This window comes from Microvirga sp. P4_A5 (assembly GCF_056402495.1).
Window position 1 is genome coordinate 1 of record NZ_JBFUHH010000042.1, and the last position, 15,805, is coordinate 15,805.

The 15,805-nt window shown below is 59.2% G+C and carries 15 protein-coding genes and 1 pseudogene; 8 read left to right on the forward strand and 8 right to left on the reverse strand.

Annotation, left to right across the window (positions count from 1 at the left end; all coding sequences use genetic code 11):
• A pseudogene (locus AC1DVM_RS12655) lies at nucleotides 1-211 on the forward strand (EF-hand domain-containing protein); the annotation flags it as partial.
• A gap of 391 nt (nucleotides 212-602) precedes the next feature.
• Here AC1DVM_RS12655 and AC1DVM_RS12660 read toward each other — a convergent pair.
• The 4 genes from AC1DVM_RS12660 to AC1DVM_RS12675 all read right to left on the reverse strand — a co-directional run bounded on the left by AC1DVM_RS12660 (nucleotide 603) and on the right by AC1DVM_RS12675 (nucleotide 4,158).
• Nucleotides 603-773 carry a DUF3309 family protein gene (locus tag AC1DVM_RS12660; RefSeq protein WP_477254790.1) on the reverse strand — a complete coding sequence of 57 codons (171 nt, stop codon included), beginning with the start codon at nucleotides 771-773 and terminating at the stop codon, nucleotides 603-605.
• A 176-nt stretch (nucleotides 774-949) separates the two neighbouring features.
• Complete coding sequence (locus tag AC1DVM_RS12665) at nucleotides 950-2,035, reverse strand: SbmA/BacA-like family transporter (protein WP_477254791.1); 1,086 nt, start codon at nucleotides 2,033-2,035, stop codon at nucleotides 950-952.
• Nucleotides 2,036-2,146: 111 nt separating this feature from the next.
• A complete protein-coding gene (locus AC1DVM_RS12670; protein WP_477254792.1) occupies nucleotides 2,147-2,293 on the reverse strand; it encodes a hypothetical protein in 147 nt (48 codons plus the stop codon).
• Between the two features lie 56 nt (nucleotides 2,294-2,349).
• Nucleotides 2,350-4,158 carry a PHA/PHB synthase family protein gene (locus AC1DVM_RS12675; RefSeq protein ID WP_477254816.1) on the reverse strand — a complete coding sequence of 603 codons (1,809 nt, stop codon included), beginning with the start codon at nucleotides 4,156-4,158 and terminating at the stop codon, nucleotides 2,350-2,352.
• 350 nt (nucleotides 4,159-4,508) lie between these two features.
• Between AC1DVM_RS12675 and AC1DVM_RS12680 the strand changes: the two genes are divergently transcribed.
• Entirely contained in the window at nucleotides 4,509-4,976 is a 468-nt protein-coding gene (locus AC1DVM_RS12680; protein ID WP_477254793.1) for a cupin domain-containing protein, read from the forward strand.
• A 177-nt stretch (nucleotides 4,977-5,153) separates the two neighbouring features.
• Here the strand turns inward: AC1DVM_RS12680 and AC1DVM_RS12685 are convergent, their stop codons facing one another.
• The 4 genes from AC1DVM_RS12685 to AC1DVM_RS12700 form a co-directional block, all read right to left on the reverse strand.
• Nucleotides 5,154-5,594 carry a protein tyrosine phosphatase family protein gene (locus AC1DVM_RS12685; protein ID WP_477254794.1) on the reverse strand — a complete coding sequence of 147 codons (441 nt, stop codon included), beginning with the start codon at nucleotides 5,592-5,594 and terminating at the stop codon, nucleotides 5,154-5,156.
• A gap of 127 nt (nucleotides 5,595-5,721) precedes the next feature.
• Complete coding sequence (locus AC1DVM_RS12690) at nucleotides 5,722-6,504, reverse strand: sulfite exporter TauE/SafE family protein (protein WP_477254795.1); 783 nt, start codon at nucleotides 6,502-6,504, stop codon at nucleotides 5,722-5,724.
• Nucleotides 6,505-6,569: 65 nt separating this feature from the next.
• Nucleotides 6,570-7,100: a rhodanese family protein gene (locus tag AC1DVM_RS12695; RefSeq protein WP_477254796.1), complete on the reverse strand. Its 531-nt coding sequence runs from the start codon at nucleotides 7,098-7,100 to the stop codon at nucleotides 6,570-6,572.
• A 25-nt stretch (nucleotides 7,101-7,125) separates the two neighbouring features.
• Nucleotides 7,126-7,440, reverse strand: coding sequence for an ArsR/SmtB family transcription factor (locus AC1DVM_RS12700; protein WP_477254797.1), 315 nt, complete (start codon nucleotides 7,438-7,440; stop codon nucleotides 7,126-7,128).
• Nucleotides 7,441-7,537: 97 nt separating this feature from the next.
• On the opposite strand from AC1DVM_RS12700, the gene AC1DVM_RS12705 reads away from it, so the two are divergent.
• The 6 genes from AC1DVM_RS12705 to AC1DVM_RS12730 all read left to right on the forward strand — a co-directional run bounded on the left by AC1DVM_RS12705 (nucleotide 7,538) and on the right by AC1DVM_RS12730 (nucleotide 15,669).
• Nucleotides 7,538-8,425: an MBL fold metallo-hydrolase gene (locus AC1DVM_RS12705; protein WP_477254798.1), complete on the forward strand. Its 888-nt coding sequence runs from the start codon at nucleotides 7,538-7,540 to the stop codon at nucleotides 8,423-8,425.
• 1,007 nt (nucleotides 8,426-9,432) lie between these two features.
• Complete coding sequence (locus tag AC1DVM_RS12710) at nucleotides 9,433-10,449, forward strand: tyrosine-type recombinase/integrase (RefSeq protein ID WP_477254799.1); 1,017 nt, start codon at nucleotides 9,433-9,435, stop codon at nucleotides 10,447-10,449.
• Nucleotides 10,450-11,589: 1,140 nt separating this feature from the next.
• On the forward strand, nucleotides 11,590-12,198 hold the full coding sequence (locus tag AC1DVM_RS12715; protein ID WP_477254800.1) for a rolling circle replication-associated protein: 609 nt from the start codon (nucleotides 11,590-11,592) through the stop codon (nucleotides 12,196-12,198).
• Between the two features lie 196 nt (nucleotides 12,199-12,394).
• Nucleotides 12,395-13,900, forward strand: a complete 1,506-nt coding sequence (locus tag AC1DVM_RS12720; protein WP_477254817.1) for an AAA family ATPase — start codon at nucleotides 12,395-12,397, stop codon at nucleotides 13,898-13,900.
• 1,043 nt (nucleotides 13,901-14,943) lie between these two features.
• Nucleotides 14,944-15,207, forward strand: coding sequence for a hypothetical protein (locus AC1DVM_RS12725; RefSeq protein ID WP_477254801.1), 264 nt, complete (start codon nucleotides 14,944-14,946; stop codon nucleotides 15,205-15,207).
• Nucleotides 15,208-15,510: 303 nt separating this feature from the next.
• Nucleotides 15,511-15,669, forward strand: a complete 159-nt coding sequence (locus AC1DVM_RS12730) for a hypothetical protein (RefSeq protein WP_477254802.1) — start codon at nucleotides 15,511-15,513, stop codon at nucleotides 15,667-15,669.
• Nucleotides 15,670-15,805 lie beyond the last annotated feature (136 nt).

A 15,805-nucleotide genomic window follows, 5' to 3' on the forward strand; every position in this document is an offset into this window, starting at 1 on the left:
GAGCAGGATGCAGCGCGGCATGATGGGTCAAGACATGATGAGCATGCCCGGGCACATGAAGATCATGTTCGCCATCGCCGACCTAGACGGCGATGGCGCGCTCTCCTTCGAGGAGGYGACGACCATTCATAAACGGATCTTCGACAAAGTTGACGCGAACAAAGACGGGAAAGCAACGCCCGAGGAGGTTCAATCGTTCATGCGGGACTAGCTGCGTGTGAGAAACCGGCCACCCGCAAATCCACCTGATAGAGATGCGGTTGAGGCTATTGGGAAGAATAGCAGCCGATCGACCGGAGCGAGCACGTGATCCGACAGTCTGACCGGGGCCATGACGGCTCCGGCGGGTTGGAGATGACGTGACAGCTGGCGACCGACTTTCAACAAATCGGCAGAAGGAAGGTGCTGGTTCTAGATCAGCACGCCGCCGCGCTGCTCCTGAACAGCGCGAACCTGAGCTTGCTTACTTTGTACCCATCGGCCCCGAACGGGGCAGGGTGACTACGAAGGCACGGGTCGCCCTCAAAGAACTATTTCGCCTATAGAAAAGCTAGATCAGACTAGCTAGATTTCTATCTTGTATTGATCTCGGCCAAGAATGGTCAAACACGGGTTCCGGTGAGTACGCCCATCACCCAGAGCACGACGAGAACAATAAGGACCAAGCCGAGCACACCGCCCAACCCTGAAGCGCCATAGTTGCGGTGCGCGTAATACCCACCGCCCCCACCAAACAGCAGGATCAATATAATGATCAAGAGAAGGGTGCTCATGAACTGCCTCGCGCATCAGACGGGATCGTTTTGCTAACTATCGATAGTTGATATTCAAGGGTTCACATTGACGTAGATCAAAGGGTGGGTCTGAATCTACATTCATTGTTTATTCGTAGAACCTTGTTCCAGACGATCCTTCGCACCGGCCGATAGCGAGTGGGCTCGCGGTGGGGTCACATTCTCTCGACGGTCAAGGCTCGCTCATCGAACTCCTGGTAGGCGAGATCGAGCGCAGCGACGCGCCGTGCCGAAGCGGACCAATTGGCAAGGCTGAGGGCATTGTCAGCCAACCAGTTCAGAGCCGTGTGAACCTGTGTGAATGCCGCGGCCGCTTGCATGACGTCGCCGAGCGTCATTTGGCCGTCGAGGTACTTGGGGGCGCCAAGGAGCAAGGCAAGTGCTGGCGCAAACACGTTGTTGCCGCCAGACAAGAATATCATCCGGGTCTGGCGTCCGATCACAGCGATCCAACCGGTTGCCAGCGCTCCAAAGGAGAGTTCGAGCATTTTCTGCGCATCTTCATAGCCCTCGAAGCGCGCTTCTGAATCGGCCCGCTCCCGGGTGCGCGTAAGCGCATAGCGGAAATCTCCTTCAACTGCCGCTTTCTGCTCGACCCGCCTGACGAGAGGCCAGCCTAGCCTGTACATCCCGAACGACGTCGCAGCCGTATAGAGCACGACCGCGACGACCATGTAGGCCGGGATCGTCACGCCTCCCAACGTAAGGGAACCACCTACATAGAAAAGTACGGTGATGAATGATGCGGAGAGGAGCAAGGTATTGATGAGACCGCCACACAGGTCGACAAATATCTCGACCGATACGCGCCCGTCCTCGGCGATCCGCGCTTCCGGGTTGTCAATAGAACCCGAAATGCTGAACTTATTGGATTGTCGATGCGCAAACCATCGCGCGATCAAGGCGATGGTCAACCATTGGCGCCACCGCAGCTGGAGCCACATCCGTGTCTGGATAAGCACCGCTGAGGCCACGGCGCTGCCTGCGCTGAGCGCCAGGATAAGGACGATGCTCCACTTGATTCCTTCGATGTTCCTGAACTCGAGCGCGTCGAAGAAGTATTTGTTCCACCGATTGATCGAGATCGCCAGGAGCATGCTGACGATCAAGGAAGCAAGAAAACCCAATGAGAGCGACCATGCTGTCTTGCGCGATGGTCCTGACCAGAACTTCGAGGACAAGGAAAAAAAATGCTGAATAAGATTCCGATCTTCGAATTTGATCGGCATTTCGTTGCTCATTCCGGCAGACTCCCAGGATCGAACCTGACATGCGCGACTCCCATAGGAATTTCGTGCCGATATAGCGGCTCACAATCAGGGGGTCGCGTTGCCTCTTAATCATATCTGCGCCTATCCCTCGGCGAAAGAGGGCGCCGGCGCAGAGGTATTGGGAGCTGATCCGATCGAATAGGCTGCTGCCTCTTTCACCCACCGCCTCTCGTAACCCACCACTTCAAACTCGATCAGATCGACGAGGCCCATAACCTGTTTGCTCACCAGCGTGACGGCGTCCTCAAGGTGGCGATTACTTCTGAGTTCCTCACGGTACGATCTCAGGCCTGAAGGACATATGTGCCGGGAGCATCGCACACGACCGGGTATCCGCGCGCCGGAGCTCCCATTGTGGGAGCCCGACCCGGTTCACCGGAATGACGCGCCAGCCATTCGACCAGTTCAGGCCACCACGACCCCTTTCGACAAGGTGCGACTTGGGCCCAGGTGTCAGGATCAAGGTAGCCCGCCGTGGCGGTTTTCGTCAGAATCTGGAAACTTCCATCGGACTGGTCGGGATCCGCGACGATGCCCGCGTTGTGTCCGCCCGTTGTGAGCAGAAACGTCACGTCTGTATCAGCCAGGAGATGGATCTTGAACGCCGAGCGCCACGGCGCGAGGTGATCGCGTGCGGCCCCGACGGCGAAGATGGGCACACGGATATCGCTGACGGTGATCGGCCTTGCGTCGACCTGAAAGCGGCCTTCCGCCAAATCGTTGTTGAGAAAGAGCCGCCGCAGATAATCAGAGTGCATGCGATAAGGCATCCGGGTGGCGTCGGCGTTCCAGGCCATCAGGTCGTTCAGGGGCGTGCGCTCTCCCAACAGGTAGTGTCGCACGACACGCGACCAGATCAGATCGTTCGTGCGAAGGAGCTGGAAGGCTCCGGTCATCTGCCGGGAATCGAGATAGCCCTGGCTTCGCATCAGGTCTTCCAAGAAGTGAACCTGACTCTCGTTGATGAACAGCGTGAGCTCCCCGGCCTCCCGGAAGTCCACCTGCGCCGCCAGCAGGCTCACCGTTTTCAAACGATCATCGCCGTCTCGCGCCATTGTGGCGGCGGCGATGGAGAGGAGAGTGCCTCCTAGGCAGTAGCCGGCTGCGTGAATTTTTTGACCTGGGACAATGCCGCTTACGGCATCGAGCGCCGCCATTACGCCAAGCGTGCGGTAGTCATCCATCCCGAGATCCCGGTCTTCTTGGGTAGGATTCTTCCAGGAAATGGTGAACACCGTGAAACCCTGACTGGTCAGGTAGCGGACAAGCGAGTTCGCGGGAGACAGGTCGAGGATGTAGTACTTCATGATCCATGCGGGCACGATGAGGATCGGCTCGGGCCGGACAGTTTCCGTCGTCGGCGCGTATTGAATCAGCTCGATGAGGCGATTGCGGTAAACGACCTTGCCCGGGGTGACGGCAACGTTCCTCCCGATATGGAAAGCCTCCGTGCCAGCTGGCGGCTTCGAGTGGACGATCCGCTCCCAGTCTTCAACAAAGTTGCGCAGGCCCTCCACGAGGTTCTGGCCGCCGCTCTCCAGGATCCGCCGCTGCACGACTGGGTTCGTCGCGATGAAATTCGAGGGTGACACCATGTCGAGGATCTGTCGCGAGAGGAACTCGACTACCGCCTCATGCTGCTTTGTAACGCCGTCGATCCCGGTCATCGCGTTGTGCGCCCATTGCTGCTGCAGCAGGAAACTTTGATGAATGAGATTGAATGGCCATTGCTGCCACTCGCTTCCGGCGAAGCGGCGGTCCTGCGGAAGCGGTTCGATGCACGACTCGCCTTTGCCTCCCTCAAGGGCGCAATGGACGGCGAATTGCCACACTCGAGCCCATTTCCGGGCTGCTTTTGTGGCGAGTTCGATTTGCTTGCCGGGCGAGATGGCAAGATTCGCGGCCCAGTCCATGTATGCGTCGGCGACGGCGGCTGGCGACACACCGCTCGTGAGACGCGCTAAGCCAGCGTGGCTCATATGGTCGAGCGTATCCCGGAGCAGGTGGAGTTCGGCATCATCCGACTGATCAGCCAGGATGGTTTCGGCGGGGAAGGGGGGCGGACTTTGCCTTGAAGGGGCAAGTGGAACAATGTGGGTCTTGCTGTTGGACACGTGGCAGTTCTCAAGAGCGCTAGACGTAGGGGATTTGACCTCGACTTCCGAGGTTTGCCCTCCGTCTTGCGAGGGCGCCGGACCGTCTGGATATGACATGGGCTTTCCTGCCGCGCGTTGCGCTGGATCAAAGCTTTCATCCGAATATAGACAGCATGATGACTGGTGTTAGCGGTTGCGTTGACCTGATTAGAGAGAGGGAGGGGAGCGATAGGATCTTCGCCAACGCGCTCCCCGATCGCGCCTTTCACGCCAACTCGGATCCCGCCGTAAGGACACGATGCGGTTTATCCCAAATGGGCCTGMTTCTAACCGAAAGGGAGAGAAAAATGACCGTGACAGACATCGGGCCGCAGCCTCAGACATTCGATCTCGAGAAAGCGACGCGCGCCAACAAGAATTACCGGACCGTCGCATGGAGCGGCCGATATCTTCAGGTGACGCTGATGTCGATTCCTGTCGGTGGCGACATCGGACTGGAGGCGCACCCGGAGACCGACCAGTTCCTTCGTCTCGATGCAGGTCGCGGCCGGGTTCAGATGGGGTCTTCCAGAAGCCAACTCACGTTCGACAAGGAAGTGTCCGATGGCTGGTGCATCCTGATCCCGGCCGGAATCTGGCACAATGTCAGCAACATCGGTGACGAACCCATGCAGGTTTATGCGATTTATGCGCCGGCGCACCACAAGCCGGGCAAGATTCATAAGACGACATCCGACGCGGCTGCCGACAAGGATGACGAACCGGCGGATTGGTCAGTTCAACCTGACGTCACGCGCGCCGACCAGCACGCGTAATACGCGTAATCGCCCACAGGGATATGTTGAACGCATGAAATTTTGACCGCGGCGGAACGCTCCCGGAACGCAATAACAAGCTGCGGCTCACTGGCTGTTTCGTTCTGGCGCCAATTGGCCCTGAAGCGCAGGAGTTGCTGCCCGTTCTCGTGGACTGGACACAGCGGGGGAGCGACATCATGTGCCGACGGATCGTTTTGCGGAGACGGCTTCGATCTGGGGACGCAATTGCTCCAGGTTATACCCAGCCGCCGACGTGGTAGCCAGAATGGCGTCGGGGGCCAGATGACATGCGGATGCGAGCGCCCATAGGGTAGCTGCCCGCGTGCCCGTGCGGCAGAAGGCGATGGTCGGCCCGTCGGTCTCGGTGAGAGCCGTCTTGAAGGCCTCAACCTGCTCGGCCGAGAACTGTCCTGGAACTATGGGAATGTGCCGGTAGGCCAGGCCCAGACGTTGCGCGGCAACCGCGAGATCCTCGCTGCGGGGCTGGTCGGGCGCCTCGCCGTCGGGGCGGTTGTTGATGATGGATTTGAAGCCCGCGGCCGCGGCCTCCTCAATATCCTTCTCCGTCAGCTGAGGTGAAACCGAGAGATTGGACGTCAACTTGGCAGGTTGCATGAGAGGGGTCCTTTGAGAGTTCAGAGTTGCCGCCCTGTTTTTGCAGGGACTGGATTCGGGATTGCCAGCTGGGCCGGCAAACATCGAGGTCATGGTTGAGCAAGAGGATCGCACCGGCAACTCTCGCTCAGAGAAGGTCGAGGCTTTTGACCAGCATGTAGGCCGCGACCACGAAAATCAGGCTGGCAAAGACGGTGTTGAGCGCGCCCCTCTTCGTCGAGAGATGCTTCGCCGAACGGGCGCCGAGCAGGCCGCCCAACACGCCGCCACCTATGAAGAGAGCTGCCAAGGTCCAGTCGACCAGGCCCGAAAGAGCATAATTCGAGGCCGTGGTCAGGCCGAATGCCGTCACCGCCACCAGCGAGGAGCCGATCGCGAACAGGATCGGCATGCCCGTGGCGATGATGAGCCCCGGCACGATCAGGAAGCCGCCGCCGATGCCGAAGAAGCCGGAGAGGGCCCCTGTCGCCAAGCCGATGCCCACGAGCTTGGGGAAGTTCTCCCGGCTCAACCTCACCGTGGGCTCGCCGCCGCCGGAACGCTTACGCAGCATGAGAGCTCCGACGACGATCATCAGGACGGCAAAGAGGGCAAGCAGCTTCTGGCCGTCGACCATCTTGCCCAGCGTCGAGCCGACGAGCGCGCCGATCACGCCCGCCACGGAGAACACGAGCGCGCAGCGCCATTTCACGTTACCAGCGCGGCCGTGGTTCGCGAGGTTGGCGGCGGCGTTCGCCGCCACCGCGATAGCGCTCGTGCCGATGGCGACGTGAGGGTTGGACACGCCGACAAGATAGACCAGCAGCGGCACCGCCAGGATCGAGCCGCCCCCGCCCACGAGGCCGAGCGTGAAGCCAACGAGCGAGCCCGAGGCCAATCCGAGGGCGCTCTGGGTAAGGGACAGATCCATCATGGTTTCCGTGTAGGCTGTGGACCTTCGCCGCGTCAGGCGAAGTGGCTTCAGGCGTGCCTGGGTTAAGCGTAAGCGGCCCGGTTCCAGGGCGCCTTCACCAGGATGCGCGCCATGCCGCAAAAGCCGGTGATGCCCGCAACCGTCAGGCCCGCGCCGACAAAGGCGGGCACGATGAAGAACGAGGGCGAAACGAGCAGGCCGAGCAGGGTGCCGAAAAACGCCATGGTGCCGGCGCCAATCTGCACTTGACGCTGCAGCTCCAGCGGTTGGCGACGGTCGACCGTGACCGGCAGACCGTCTTTCTTCCAGGCGTCAATGCCGCCCTCGACGATAAAGGCGTCGCAGGAGCCTCCGATTTTTTCGGCCAGGCGCCCGACATTCCCTTTGGTGCGAGCGCCGCTCTTGCAATGAAAGATCACCGGCTGGCCCTCGTGCAAGGCGAGATCGGCGTCGTCGAGCTTGGACAGGGACATCAGCCTGGCGCCGGGAATGTTCTCGCGAGCATGCTCATCCGCCTCGCGGATATCGACGAGGATGGCGCCTCGCTCGAGCAGGCGCTTGGCTTCACCGGGGGTAAGAGTGGGGAGGGACATCGGTAATCTCCTGGTTTTGGCTTGATCAGTCAGGACGGCAAAAGAGGCCGTGGAGAGTGGCGAAGAGCTGCTCGATGCGCGGATCGGCAATGCGGTACCAAAGGGTCTGGCTTTCGCGCCGGAAGGTGACGATCCCCTCGTCACGCATCTTGGCGAGATGCTGAGACAGGGCCGATTGGGACAGCCCCACTGCTTGGGCCAGCGAGGTGACGTTGGCCTCGCCCCATTCCACCAGCTTGCACAGGATCATCAGCCGCCGCTCGTTGGCGAGCGCCTGGAGGATATTGGCTACCTCGGACGCCTTTTGCTGGAAGGTCACGGGATCGAAGGTTGGGGTCATCAGTCTCGGCTCCAGTACTTTATATATTGCTTATTTAGGTGATACTAATATATTGTCAACCACAGAAGCGCAATTGGTTGCACAGGAGACACCGACCATGTCAGGCCAACCCATCATCCGGGCGTTCTTCGACGAGCCCACCAACACGGTCAGCTATCTCGTGGCCGACCCGGCGACGAAGAAAGCGGCGATCGTCGATCCGGTATTCGACTACGACCACAACTCGGGCACGGTCGACACGCGCTCGGTCGAGGCGATGTTGAAAGCGGCCGAGGAGGCGGGTTACATGGTTGAATGGGCGCTGGAGACCCACGCCCATGCCGATCACCTGTCAGGCGCGCCCTACGTCAAAGCCAAGACGGGAGCAAAGATCGGCATCGGTGAGCACATCACCGAAGTGCAGCGGATCTTCCGCCCGATCTTCAACGCGACGGATCTCGACACCGAGGGGCGCGACTTCGACCACCTGTTCAAGGACGGCGAGCGCTTCACCATCGGCGAACTCGACGTGGAGGTGATCCACACGCCCGGCCATACCCCGGCCGACATCTCGTACAAGGTCGAGGACGCGGTGTTCGTTGGCGACACGATGTTCATGCCGGACTACGGCACGGCCCGCGCCGACTTCCCTGGCGGCGACGCCCATCAACTGTACCGTTCGATCAAGCGCCTGACCGCGCTTCCGTCCGAGACGCGGCTGTTCATGTGCCACGACTACAAGGCGCCCGGCCGCGACATCTATGCGTGGGAAACCACCGTCGCCGAGCAGCGCGAGAAAAACGTTCACGTGAAGGAGGGCGTCACCGAGGAGGAGTTTGTCGCCCTGCGTGCGGCCCGTGACGCCAAGCTCGCCGCCCCCCGGCTCCTGCTGCCCTCGATCCAGACCAATATCCGCGCCGGCAAGTTCCCGCCGGCCGAGGCCAACGGCGTTCGCTACCTGATGATCCCGGTGAAATTGAAAGGTGGCGCCGAGGACGTCGTCTAACCAGCCCCGAACAGTCATCCCGCTGAGCGCATTGGTCGGGCATACGCGCGCGCGGAAAACACCGCCACCGTGATCCAGAAGTCGCTTCTCAGCGCCATGGCCGGGCAGAAATAGCCTGCATTCACAGATGGTTAAATAGACTAATTCTCTGCGGCTGATTATCAGATGAGACGCTGATCTTGGCGGGCAGACTTGGTGTTTTTGCCCGCCCCTCCCGTTGCACGGACGCGACCTATGTGGCCTTTTAGCATAAGCGCGGTGGAGGGATCGGGTGATGGAGTGGTTTCTGATCGTCGCGATGACCAACGTTGCAGGGATGACATCCATATTTCCCACGGACGGCGCGTTTCCTGATCTACCAAAATKCATGCAGACTGCGCGTCTCATGGAACAGCAACTGCTCAGCAAGCCAGGCCCGCAAGGTAGTAGTGTGCACGCCTATTGCGTCGACAAACCTCAGTTCGACAAGCTATCCAAGCGATAGTTGCGCTGAGATCGGACCGGACAGGCGGTCGTTGAAAATGTCCATTGGTCTAGCGCCGCAGAGTGATTCCGTTCCCTGTTCTCGCCTCAGAACCGTTGTTGCGGGCTACTGCTTCCAATACGTGTGCGATAGCACGCCGGAGGGGGTCTAATTGAAGATTGGCGGAAGGGGTGTCTGTCGTACCGTTGTCTCCTGAAGTCTTCGGATGTCCATAGAACCGTTGAAAAACAAAGATCTTACGGAGTACCTTGTCTACCGGCGTCCTATCTTATCCGCTAGGATCCAGTGCTGTTGTTGGGGCCCGTGTTGGGGCCGACGTCTGGGACGATCGCCAGTAAAAGCAAATGACACGGACACTCAATCGCCTCTCGTCCAGAGCTGTTGTGACGCTCAAAGGGCCCGGTCGCCATGCCGACGGCGGCGGGCTCTATCTTTCCATTTCACCTGATGGAACTCGTCGACGCTGGGTATTTCTGTACCGATGGAAGGGGCGCGAGGGGGAGGGCGCAGGCAGGCTCCGGGAATGGGCCTCGGCAGCGCTTCGACGGTGACCCTTGCAGTGGCGCGTGAGGCTGCAAGGGAAGCACGTCGGCAACTTGCTCAGGGTCACGATCCGTTAGCTTCGAAGAAAATCGCTCAGAAGATCCCCACGTTCGGAGAAATGGCCGATGAGGTGGTTGCGAGCCTGGCTCCGGGCTGGAGAAATCCCAAGCACAGGGACCAATGGGTGATGACCTTGGTGAGCTATTGTGCGCCTATCTGCGCTTTGCCAGTTGATGCTGTGAACACCGAGCATGTCTGCGCTATCCTGCGACCCCTGTGGTCGAAAGTGCCGGAGACGGCGTCGCGGTTACGGGGGCGGATTGAAAAGGTACTCGATGCAGCCAAGGCCAAGGGCCATCGACAGGGCGAGAATCCGGCTCGCTGGCGCGGTCATCTCGATCACCTTCTTCCTGCGCGGCAAAAGCTAACCCGAGGTCACCATAAAGCCTTGCCTTACGATGAAGTGCCAATGTTCGTCCGGCGTCTAGATGGCCTGGGTTCGATCAGCGCGCTCTGCTTAGAGTTCGTGATTGTAACGGCAGCGAGGAGCGGGGAGGCGATGGGTGCGCTGTGGGAGGAGATAGAACTCAAAACGGGCACCTGGATCGTGCCGGCTAAACGCATGAAGACTGGACAGGAGCATCGAGTGCCCCTCTCGTCGAGGGCTATCGAGATCCTACAGATCGCCGCGAAAGTCCGCGGTAGCGATTTTGTATTTCCCGGGCAGAGACAAGGTCGACCACTTTCGACGATGGCTCTCGAGATGTTGCTGCGGCGGTTGAAAGTGGACGTTACCGTACACGGGTTTCGCAGTGCGTTTCGCGATTGGGCTGCCGAGCAATCGAGCCAGCCCCGTGAAGTTGCGGAGGCGGCGCTTGCGCACGTTGTCGAGAGCACGGTTGAAGCCGCTTACCGCCGCACTGACTTTTTTGCCAAGCGGCGAGACCTGATGAATGAGTGGACCGCATTCGTGCTTGCCGCCCCGCCCACATGCTAATTCGTTGGTCTTCCTCATGGTTGAAAAGGGTACCCAGCAGAGATCCTGACTTTGACCATGAAGTGCGACGGGCGGGGTGCTTCTTCAAATCAACCACGCCCCGCTCGTAGATGACCATCATACCCGAAGGCGGTGTGTTGATCTGCCGCACCCACGACCGAATCGACAGGGTTAACGGGAGCAATCAGGATAACAACCATTTGCCAAACCGTCCTGATTTCAAATATTTACCATTAAGCATTCGCTGATTGTGGCAAAATGCTACGCATTACCTATGTATTATTTGTGGCATTATGCCACTAAATTCACCTCTAGTCTCATAGTTCAACAGATATCAGCAAAAAAATAACTGGAGAACCGTCCAAAACTGCATCATTTTGCTCGGCAGAATCTCCCTGTATTCTTTTGAGGCGGGGATTTGAAGAGGAGACGATATGAAAAGGGAAAGGGATGGGAGCCTGCCCAGTGAAGGCTTTGTGCGGCTATCCCAGTTTCTAGGGCCAGGGCGCGCACTGCCAATCGGGCGCTCGACCTGGTGGGCGGGAGTTAAGTCTGGACGGTATCCCAAGCCGGTCAAGCTGTCGGCGGGGATCACCGTTTGGCCCGTCGAGGTAATCCGGGCACTGATTGAGAGGCTTGCCCGCTGAGCAAAAGCTACTCTCCAAGAATACAATTGGTAGGCACAGCAACGGTTTCTTAAATCAGCCGCGGCGTCAGTGGCCAGGTTCTCTCCAGCAGGGAAGACGGGCTCGTCTGCGGCGGACTCTCGCTAACCAAGCGAATAATCACAGATCTTAGGGAGACCCCGAACGACGTTCGAGGCGAAGGTGCAACTATGGCCAAAATTGGCATGGCGCGCATTGCGGCGCGTGACGACTTCCCGGACGATTTCAGCCTCCTCGAAATGGCGCGCGATCAAGTTCCCCTCACCCAGTCGCKCTCTGAATCAGTTTGGCCGAGGAAGTCGGCAGGATCAGTTGATTTCCGCGGTCAACCTGGCGCCAGCAATTCAACGACGGCTGACCAGCCGCAAGCTCTTGAGACCGCAGCGTTTGTTGGTCCGGCTAGTCCCGCTGGGGACTGGACGGACTTACCTTATACGCTAGGAGTGGCGGTACCGCTCTCGGACAGGAGGGCGCCATGAACAAACGCCGGCTCAACAAGGCAATCACTCACCAAGAGGCCCTGCGCCTCAAGACCGCGAAGCATGAAGCAGCGCGCCGGCGCAACCCTTTGAACATGTTCCTCACCCTTCACCCGGATCGCATGATTGATCCGCCTGCGGATGTTGGGCTCTTCGCACGTTCGGTTATTCGGAAGCTCGGACAGTGGTTTCGCAATCATCGGCATCATTGGTGGAGTCTATGGGTTCGCGAGAACTACGATGGGCAGGGCCGAGAGCACCTGCACCTCCTTATTCACGTGCCCCATCGATTGCTCGCCAAGTTTCGGAAGGCGGTTGCGCGCTGGTGGCCGGAGAAGCGCACCGCCGATCTTCAAGAAGTCGTCGATGCGGACGATGTTCTCGACTACATGCTAAAACAGATGACACCACAGGCAGCCTATGCGCTGAGATTTCGTGTCGGACGTGAAACGCATTCTCGTCACGACCTTGCAAAGGTTGCAGCGGTTTTGGGCAACCGCGTGGGCATGACGCGCAATCTCGACCAAATCGTCCGTCGGCTAAAGCATCCTCCGACGGCACGGGTCAAATCGTTGCGTCCTTCGCAGCCCAGCGTCTCCAGGTGAGGATCGAACGATGACATCAACAGCGATACTTGATCTTACGCGCGAAGCTGTCGGGTTTCGAGTTCGGTTACCAGCTCCCGAAGAACCGCCCCCAGTTCCTCGCGGCAAAACGCCGACCCTGTTCTGGCCGGTGCGAACCGCTAAAGGCGACCGCCTTGGGTATCTTCGCTTAAGGAGCAACCGCGTACGCTTGCTGGTGTCCATCGAGGGTGGCTCGAGCAGCTTCTCATGGCACCCTCTCAACTTTCTGCCCGGGTTCGATCTTGTCCGGTTGCAGGCGCGACCCGATTCCGCAGTGGTAATTCTGGATGCCGATGACGCGGTCCCCGACGACCAGGATGATGCGGTGTACGTGCGTGCAGCGATCCTCTGCGACGACCCATGCGTGGAAAATTGCGGTATGCCTCATTCTGAGGTCCAGGTCGGCGGAGATACTGTTGTGGACATCCGACCGATTGATTGCGGAAGAGTTCTGCAGGCCGACTCGATCCTCACGTTACAGAGTCCTGCAATCCAAGCGGCGGAGGTTTTCGACGGTCGCGCATGGGAGGCTGCTGCTCCGGCAAAGGCACCCGACATGCTCTTTGTTCCACTAGCGGAAGTGAGTGTCCGAAGCGTCAACTGGATCGTGCGAGGTGTGGCCGCAGAGGGCAAGATAATGGTCATCGCTGGAGAGCCGGGCCTCGGTAAGTCCATGTTGATGGCTGACATTGCTGCGGCCGTCTCGTCAGGACGTCCTTGGGGACCGGATCTCGTAGAGACCCTCATTGGAGATGTCATGCTCGTCTCGCCGGAGGACGACGCGTCCGACTCTCTCAAGCCGCGCATCCTTGCGGCCGGGGGACGAGACGAGCGAATCCACGTGATCCGCGACAAGCTAGCCGCCATCGATATCGCAGCGATCATCAAAGCAACCGATGAGCGACCGAACGTCAAGATGCTCATCATTGATCCGATCAGCGGTTGTCTGGGCGGGCACGACATGAACAGCACTGTGGCTATGCGAAAACTTTTAATGCCGCTAGCCGCCTGGGCCGAAGAGCGATCAATCGGAGTTATTCTCGTAACCCACCTGAACAAGGCTCGCGGTCGGGCACCATTGGCGCGGGTCATCGGATCGCATGCGATCGTCGCGGTTTCGCGCTTAGCTTTCATAGTCTGTCATGACCCGGGAAGCGACCACCAACAGCTGATGCTCCCGCTGAAGGACAACCTAGGTCTCCCTCGACGAGGGTTCAGGTATCAAATCGAGGGCGTCACCCTCCCAAACGGCATCGGCTCGGCGCGTATCGTATTTGACACTAGGATCGTCGAGTTGTCCGCAGTGGAGGCACTTACAGCTCCGGATCTAAAATTCGCAACTTCAGCAGTGGACGAAGCCGAGGCATTTCTTCGGGAGTTACTCACATTGGGCGAGCAAACCGCCGGAGATGTGAAGGCCGCGGCGGAGGCACATGGCATCAGCATGGCTTCGCTCCGGCGGGCCAGAATGACCTTGGCTGTCAAGCCTCGAAAAGGCGCCATGACAAGCGGCTGGAAGTGGGCTCTGCCATCTGTCACCTCAGATGACGCCGCGCGCCAAGTCGACCACAACAAATCCCTCGATGAGCAAGCGCGCGAAGGTGCGCATGAATCCAATGAGTACCTTCGCGAAGATGAGCATCTTCGGCTCGAGCATCCAGAGGAATTGGATGACGAATAATCTACCGCTGCTTGGGCGAGGCATCGCCGAGCATTCTCCGAAAGTCCGAGGCCCTCCAACGGCGCTCTGCAACGGCGCCCTACGACTGCGATGTCCTCGCCTTAAGAGGTGCGTGCCTTTTATGGCGTTCGGTGCCCCCATACTTCGCCCACGGTCAGAAACCTTAAGACCTAGCGACTGAAATTTTGTCCAGACTTTGCGGCCACCTTGGTCCAGGTCTGCTCTCAGGATCCCATAATGGCTATCACCACACGCTGTCATCATTCACCAAAGCGCGAAAGCGAATGTTTTTCTATGGACAGCGGATTGCTGATGCAAAGCATCCACTTCCCGCAATTCTCCATGAGAAGGCTTCAGAGATTCTGCGACCAATATCCTCTCCCGGCAAAACGAACTTTGCGAACCCGACTCTTCGTTCTCTTGCGCGGTCGTTTTCACCGCTGGATCTGACGAAGTCGGGTCTGATCGGCCGTACCATGTGGCCCAAACAATCAGTCCGCTCTGAGGAGGTAATTGAATTTGGCATCCTGGGCACCGATGGACATTGGTCTGACGTTGCGGTCGTCGACCCTGCCCGACGTGAGTGGCACATGGTGAATTGGGAGGGTGGTTGATTGGAGCAACGTCTTGAGAAAACCAGTCCAAAGAAATACTTGCGGGCCTACGACGAACCTGTGGAATATCTCAGAAACGGCCGGCGCGGGCTCCTGATCTTCAATCCTGAAAGGGAAAGAGTCCGACTGTCGGGACGTCTCATTTCCGCAGCAAAGCCGGAGCTTGCGGAGCGACTGGCCTATTTGACTTTGCCACCACCGACGCTGAGAGTTCTTTCTCACCGGTCCCCCCGCCGTATTGGTTGAAGGCTCTCATTCGATGCCAAACACGCTCAGTGCCCACGAGCGTCGACCGGACAAACCCGCGACTGGTCAATCGCCGATCGAAGACCGGCCTTTCGCGCCCATCGCCAAGCATCATCCTCGCGATGGGAAACCCGGCTTCCATCCGCGTTTAGCCCCGACGTAGCCAGCGGTGACCTCGTCTTTGTGGGCGGCGAAAGCTGCCGGGACTTCTGCCTTCTCGCGCTTCGCGACCTTGAAGAAGTCCAGGGTCTGTCCGAGTTCCGCGGCAACCTCATCGAATTCTTCGGGGCAGATGCGGAGGTCCCCGGTGGCGGCGCCCACCGCCGCCGCAATAAGATGATCGATGATATTCTCGAGCCGATGGACAAAAGTGGCATCGCGCATATTGCAACAAACGAGATTCCCGAAGTGCTCACATGCCGCCGCAATCGCGGCCGGCGCCCATGATCGTTCACCGCATCCGGCAGTAGGACGGACGCGACGGAATGGTCCCCGCAGGCAACCACCGAGCCGCCCCGGAATAACCAGAATGTTGGTTACTTGGGAGGGCAGGTTGTAAATCCTCCACCTCGCGCCCCAGCATCCATACCCAGAAACGTCTTCGACGGCCCGGACCCATCGGGATAGGTTCGCAGACGACCGCAGGCGTTCGGGATTGCATGATGATGCGCACGCCTCGATTTGGCCGAGCCAGCTGCTTGCAACGCTGCTCGTCGTTCCCGTCTATTTTATCCCACAGGCGCGTCCCTTATGGACGCCGTGTACGCACTCGCCGCGGCGGCGACCAAGGTGTCGACGGTGCATCCCGGGTCTGTCGCAGCAGGCATGCAGGTCACGTTCGCGGTCGCTGCGGTCCTGATCGGCGGCGCACTCGCCATCTCGGTCGTCAGCCGCAGGCGCCTGCTATGACGCAGCAAATCCCAAGAGACGGCACCATGTACGACAGTGATGGCGTGAAGCGGCATGCCTGCGGGATCAGTTACCCTATCCGGGTAAGTCGTTGGGCCCAACGACAGATAAGATGTCGGAAGCCCTGGAGCAGGTC

Coding starts and splice junctions, on each gene's coding strand:
- AC1DVM_RS12685 (WP_477254794.1), bottom strand. CDS start 5,594: ATGCAACCTGCCAAGTTGACGTCCAATCTCTCGGTTTCACCTCAGCTG.
- AC1DVM_RS12705 (WP_477254798.1), top strand. CDS start 7,538: ATGTCAGGCCAACCCATCATCCGGGCGTTCTTCGACGAGCCCACCAAC.
- AC1DVM_RS12700 (WP_477254797.1), bottom strand. CDS start 7,440: ATGACCCCAACCTTCGATCCCGTGACCTTCCAGCAAAAGGCGTCCGAG.
- AC1DVM_RS12660 (WP_477254790.1), bottom strand. CDS start 773: ATGAGCACCCTTCTCTTGATCATTATATTGATCCTGCTGTTTGGTGGG.
- AC1DVM_RS12715 (WP_477254800.1), top strand. CDS start 11,590: ATGAACAAACGCCGGCTCAACAAGGCAATCACTCACCAAGAGGCCCTG.
- AC1DVM_RS12680 (WP_477254793.1), top strand. CDS start 4,509: ATGACCGTGACAGACATCGGGCCGCAGCCTCAGACATTCGATCTCGAG.
- AC1DVM_RS12710 (WP_477254799.1), top strand. CDS start 9,433: ATGGGCCTCGGCAGCGCTTCGACGGTGACCCTTGCAGTGGCGCGTGAG.
- AC1DVM_RS12730 (WP_477254802.1), top strand. CDS start 15,511: ATGGACGCCGTGTACGCACTCGCCGCGGCGGCGACCAAGGTGTCGACG.
- AC1DVM_RS12665 (WP_477254791.1), bottom strand. CDS start 2,035: ATGAGCAACGAAATGCCGATCAAATTCGAAGATCGGAATCTTATTCAG.
- AC1DVM_RS12690 (WP_477254795.1), bottom strand. CDS start 6,504: ATGGATCTGTCCCTTACCCAGAGCGCCCTCGGATTGGCCTCGGGCTCG.
- AC1DVM_RS12695 (WP_477254796.1), bottom strand. CDS start 7,100: ATGTCCCTCCCCACTCTTACCCCCGGTGAAGCCAAGCGCCTGCTCGAG.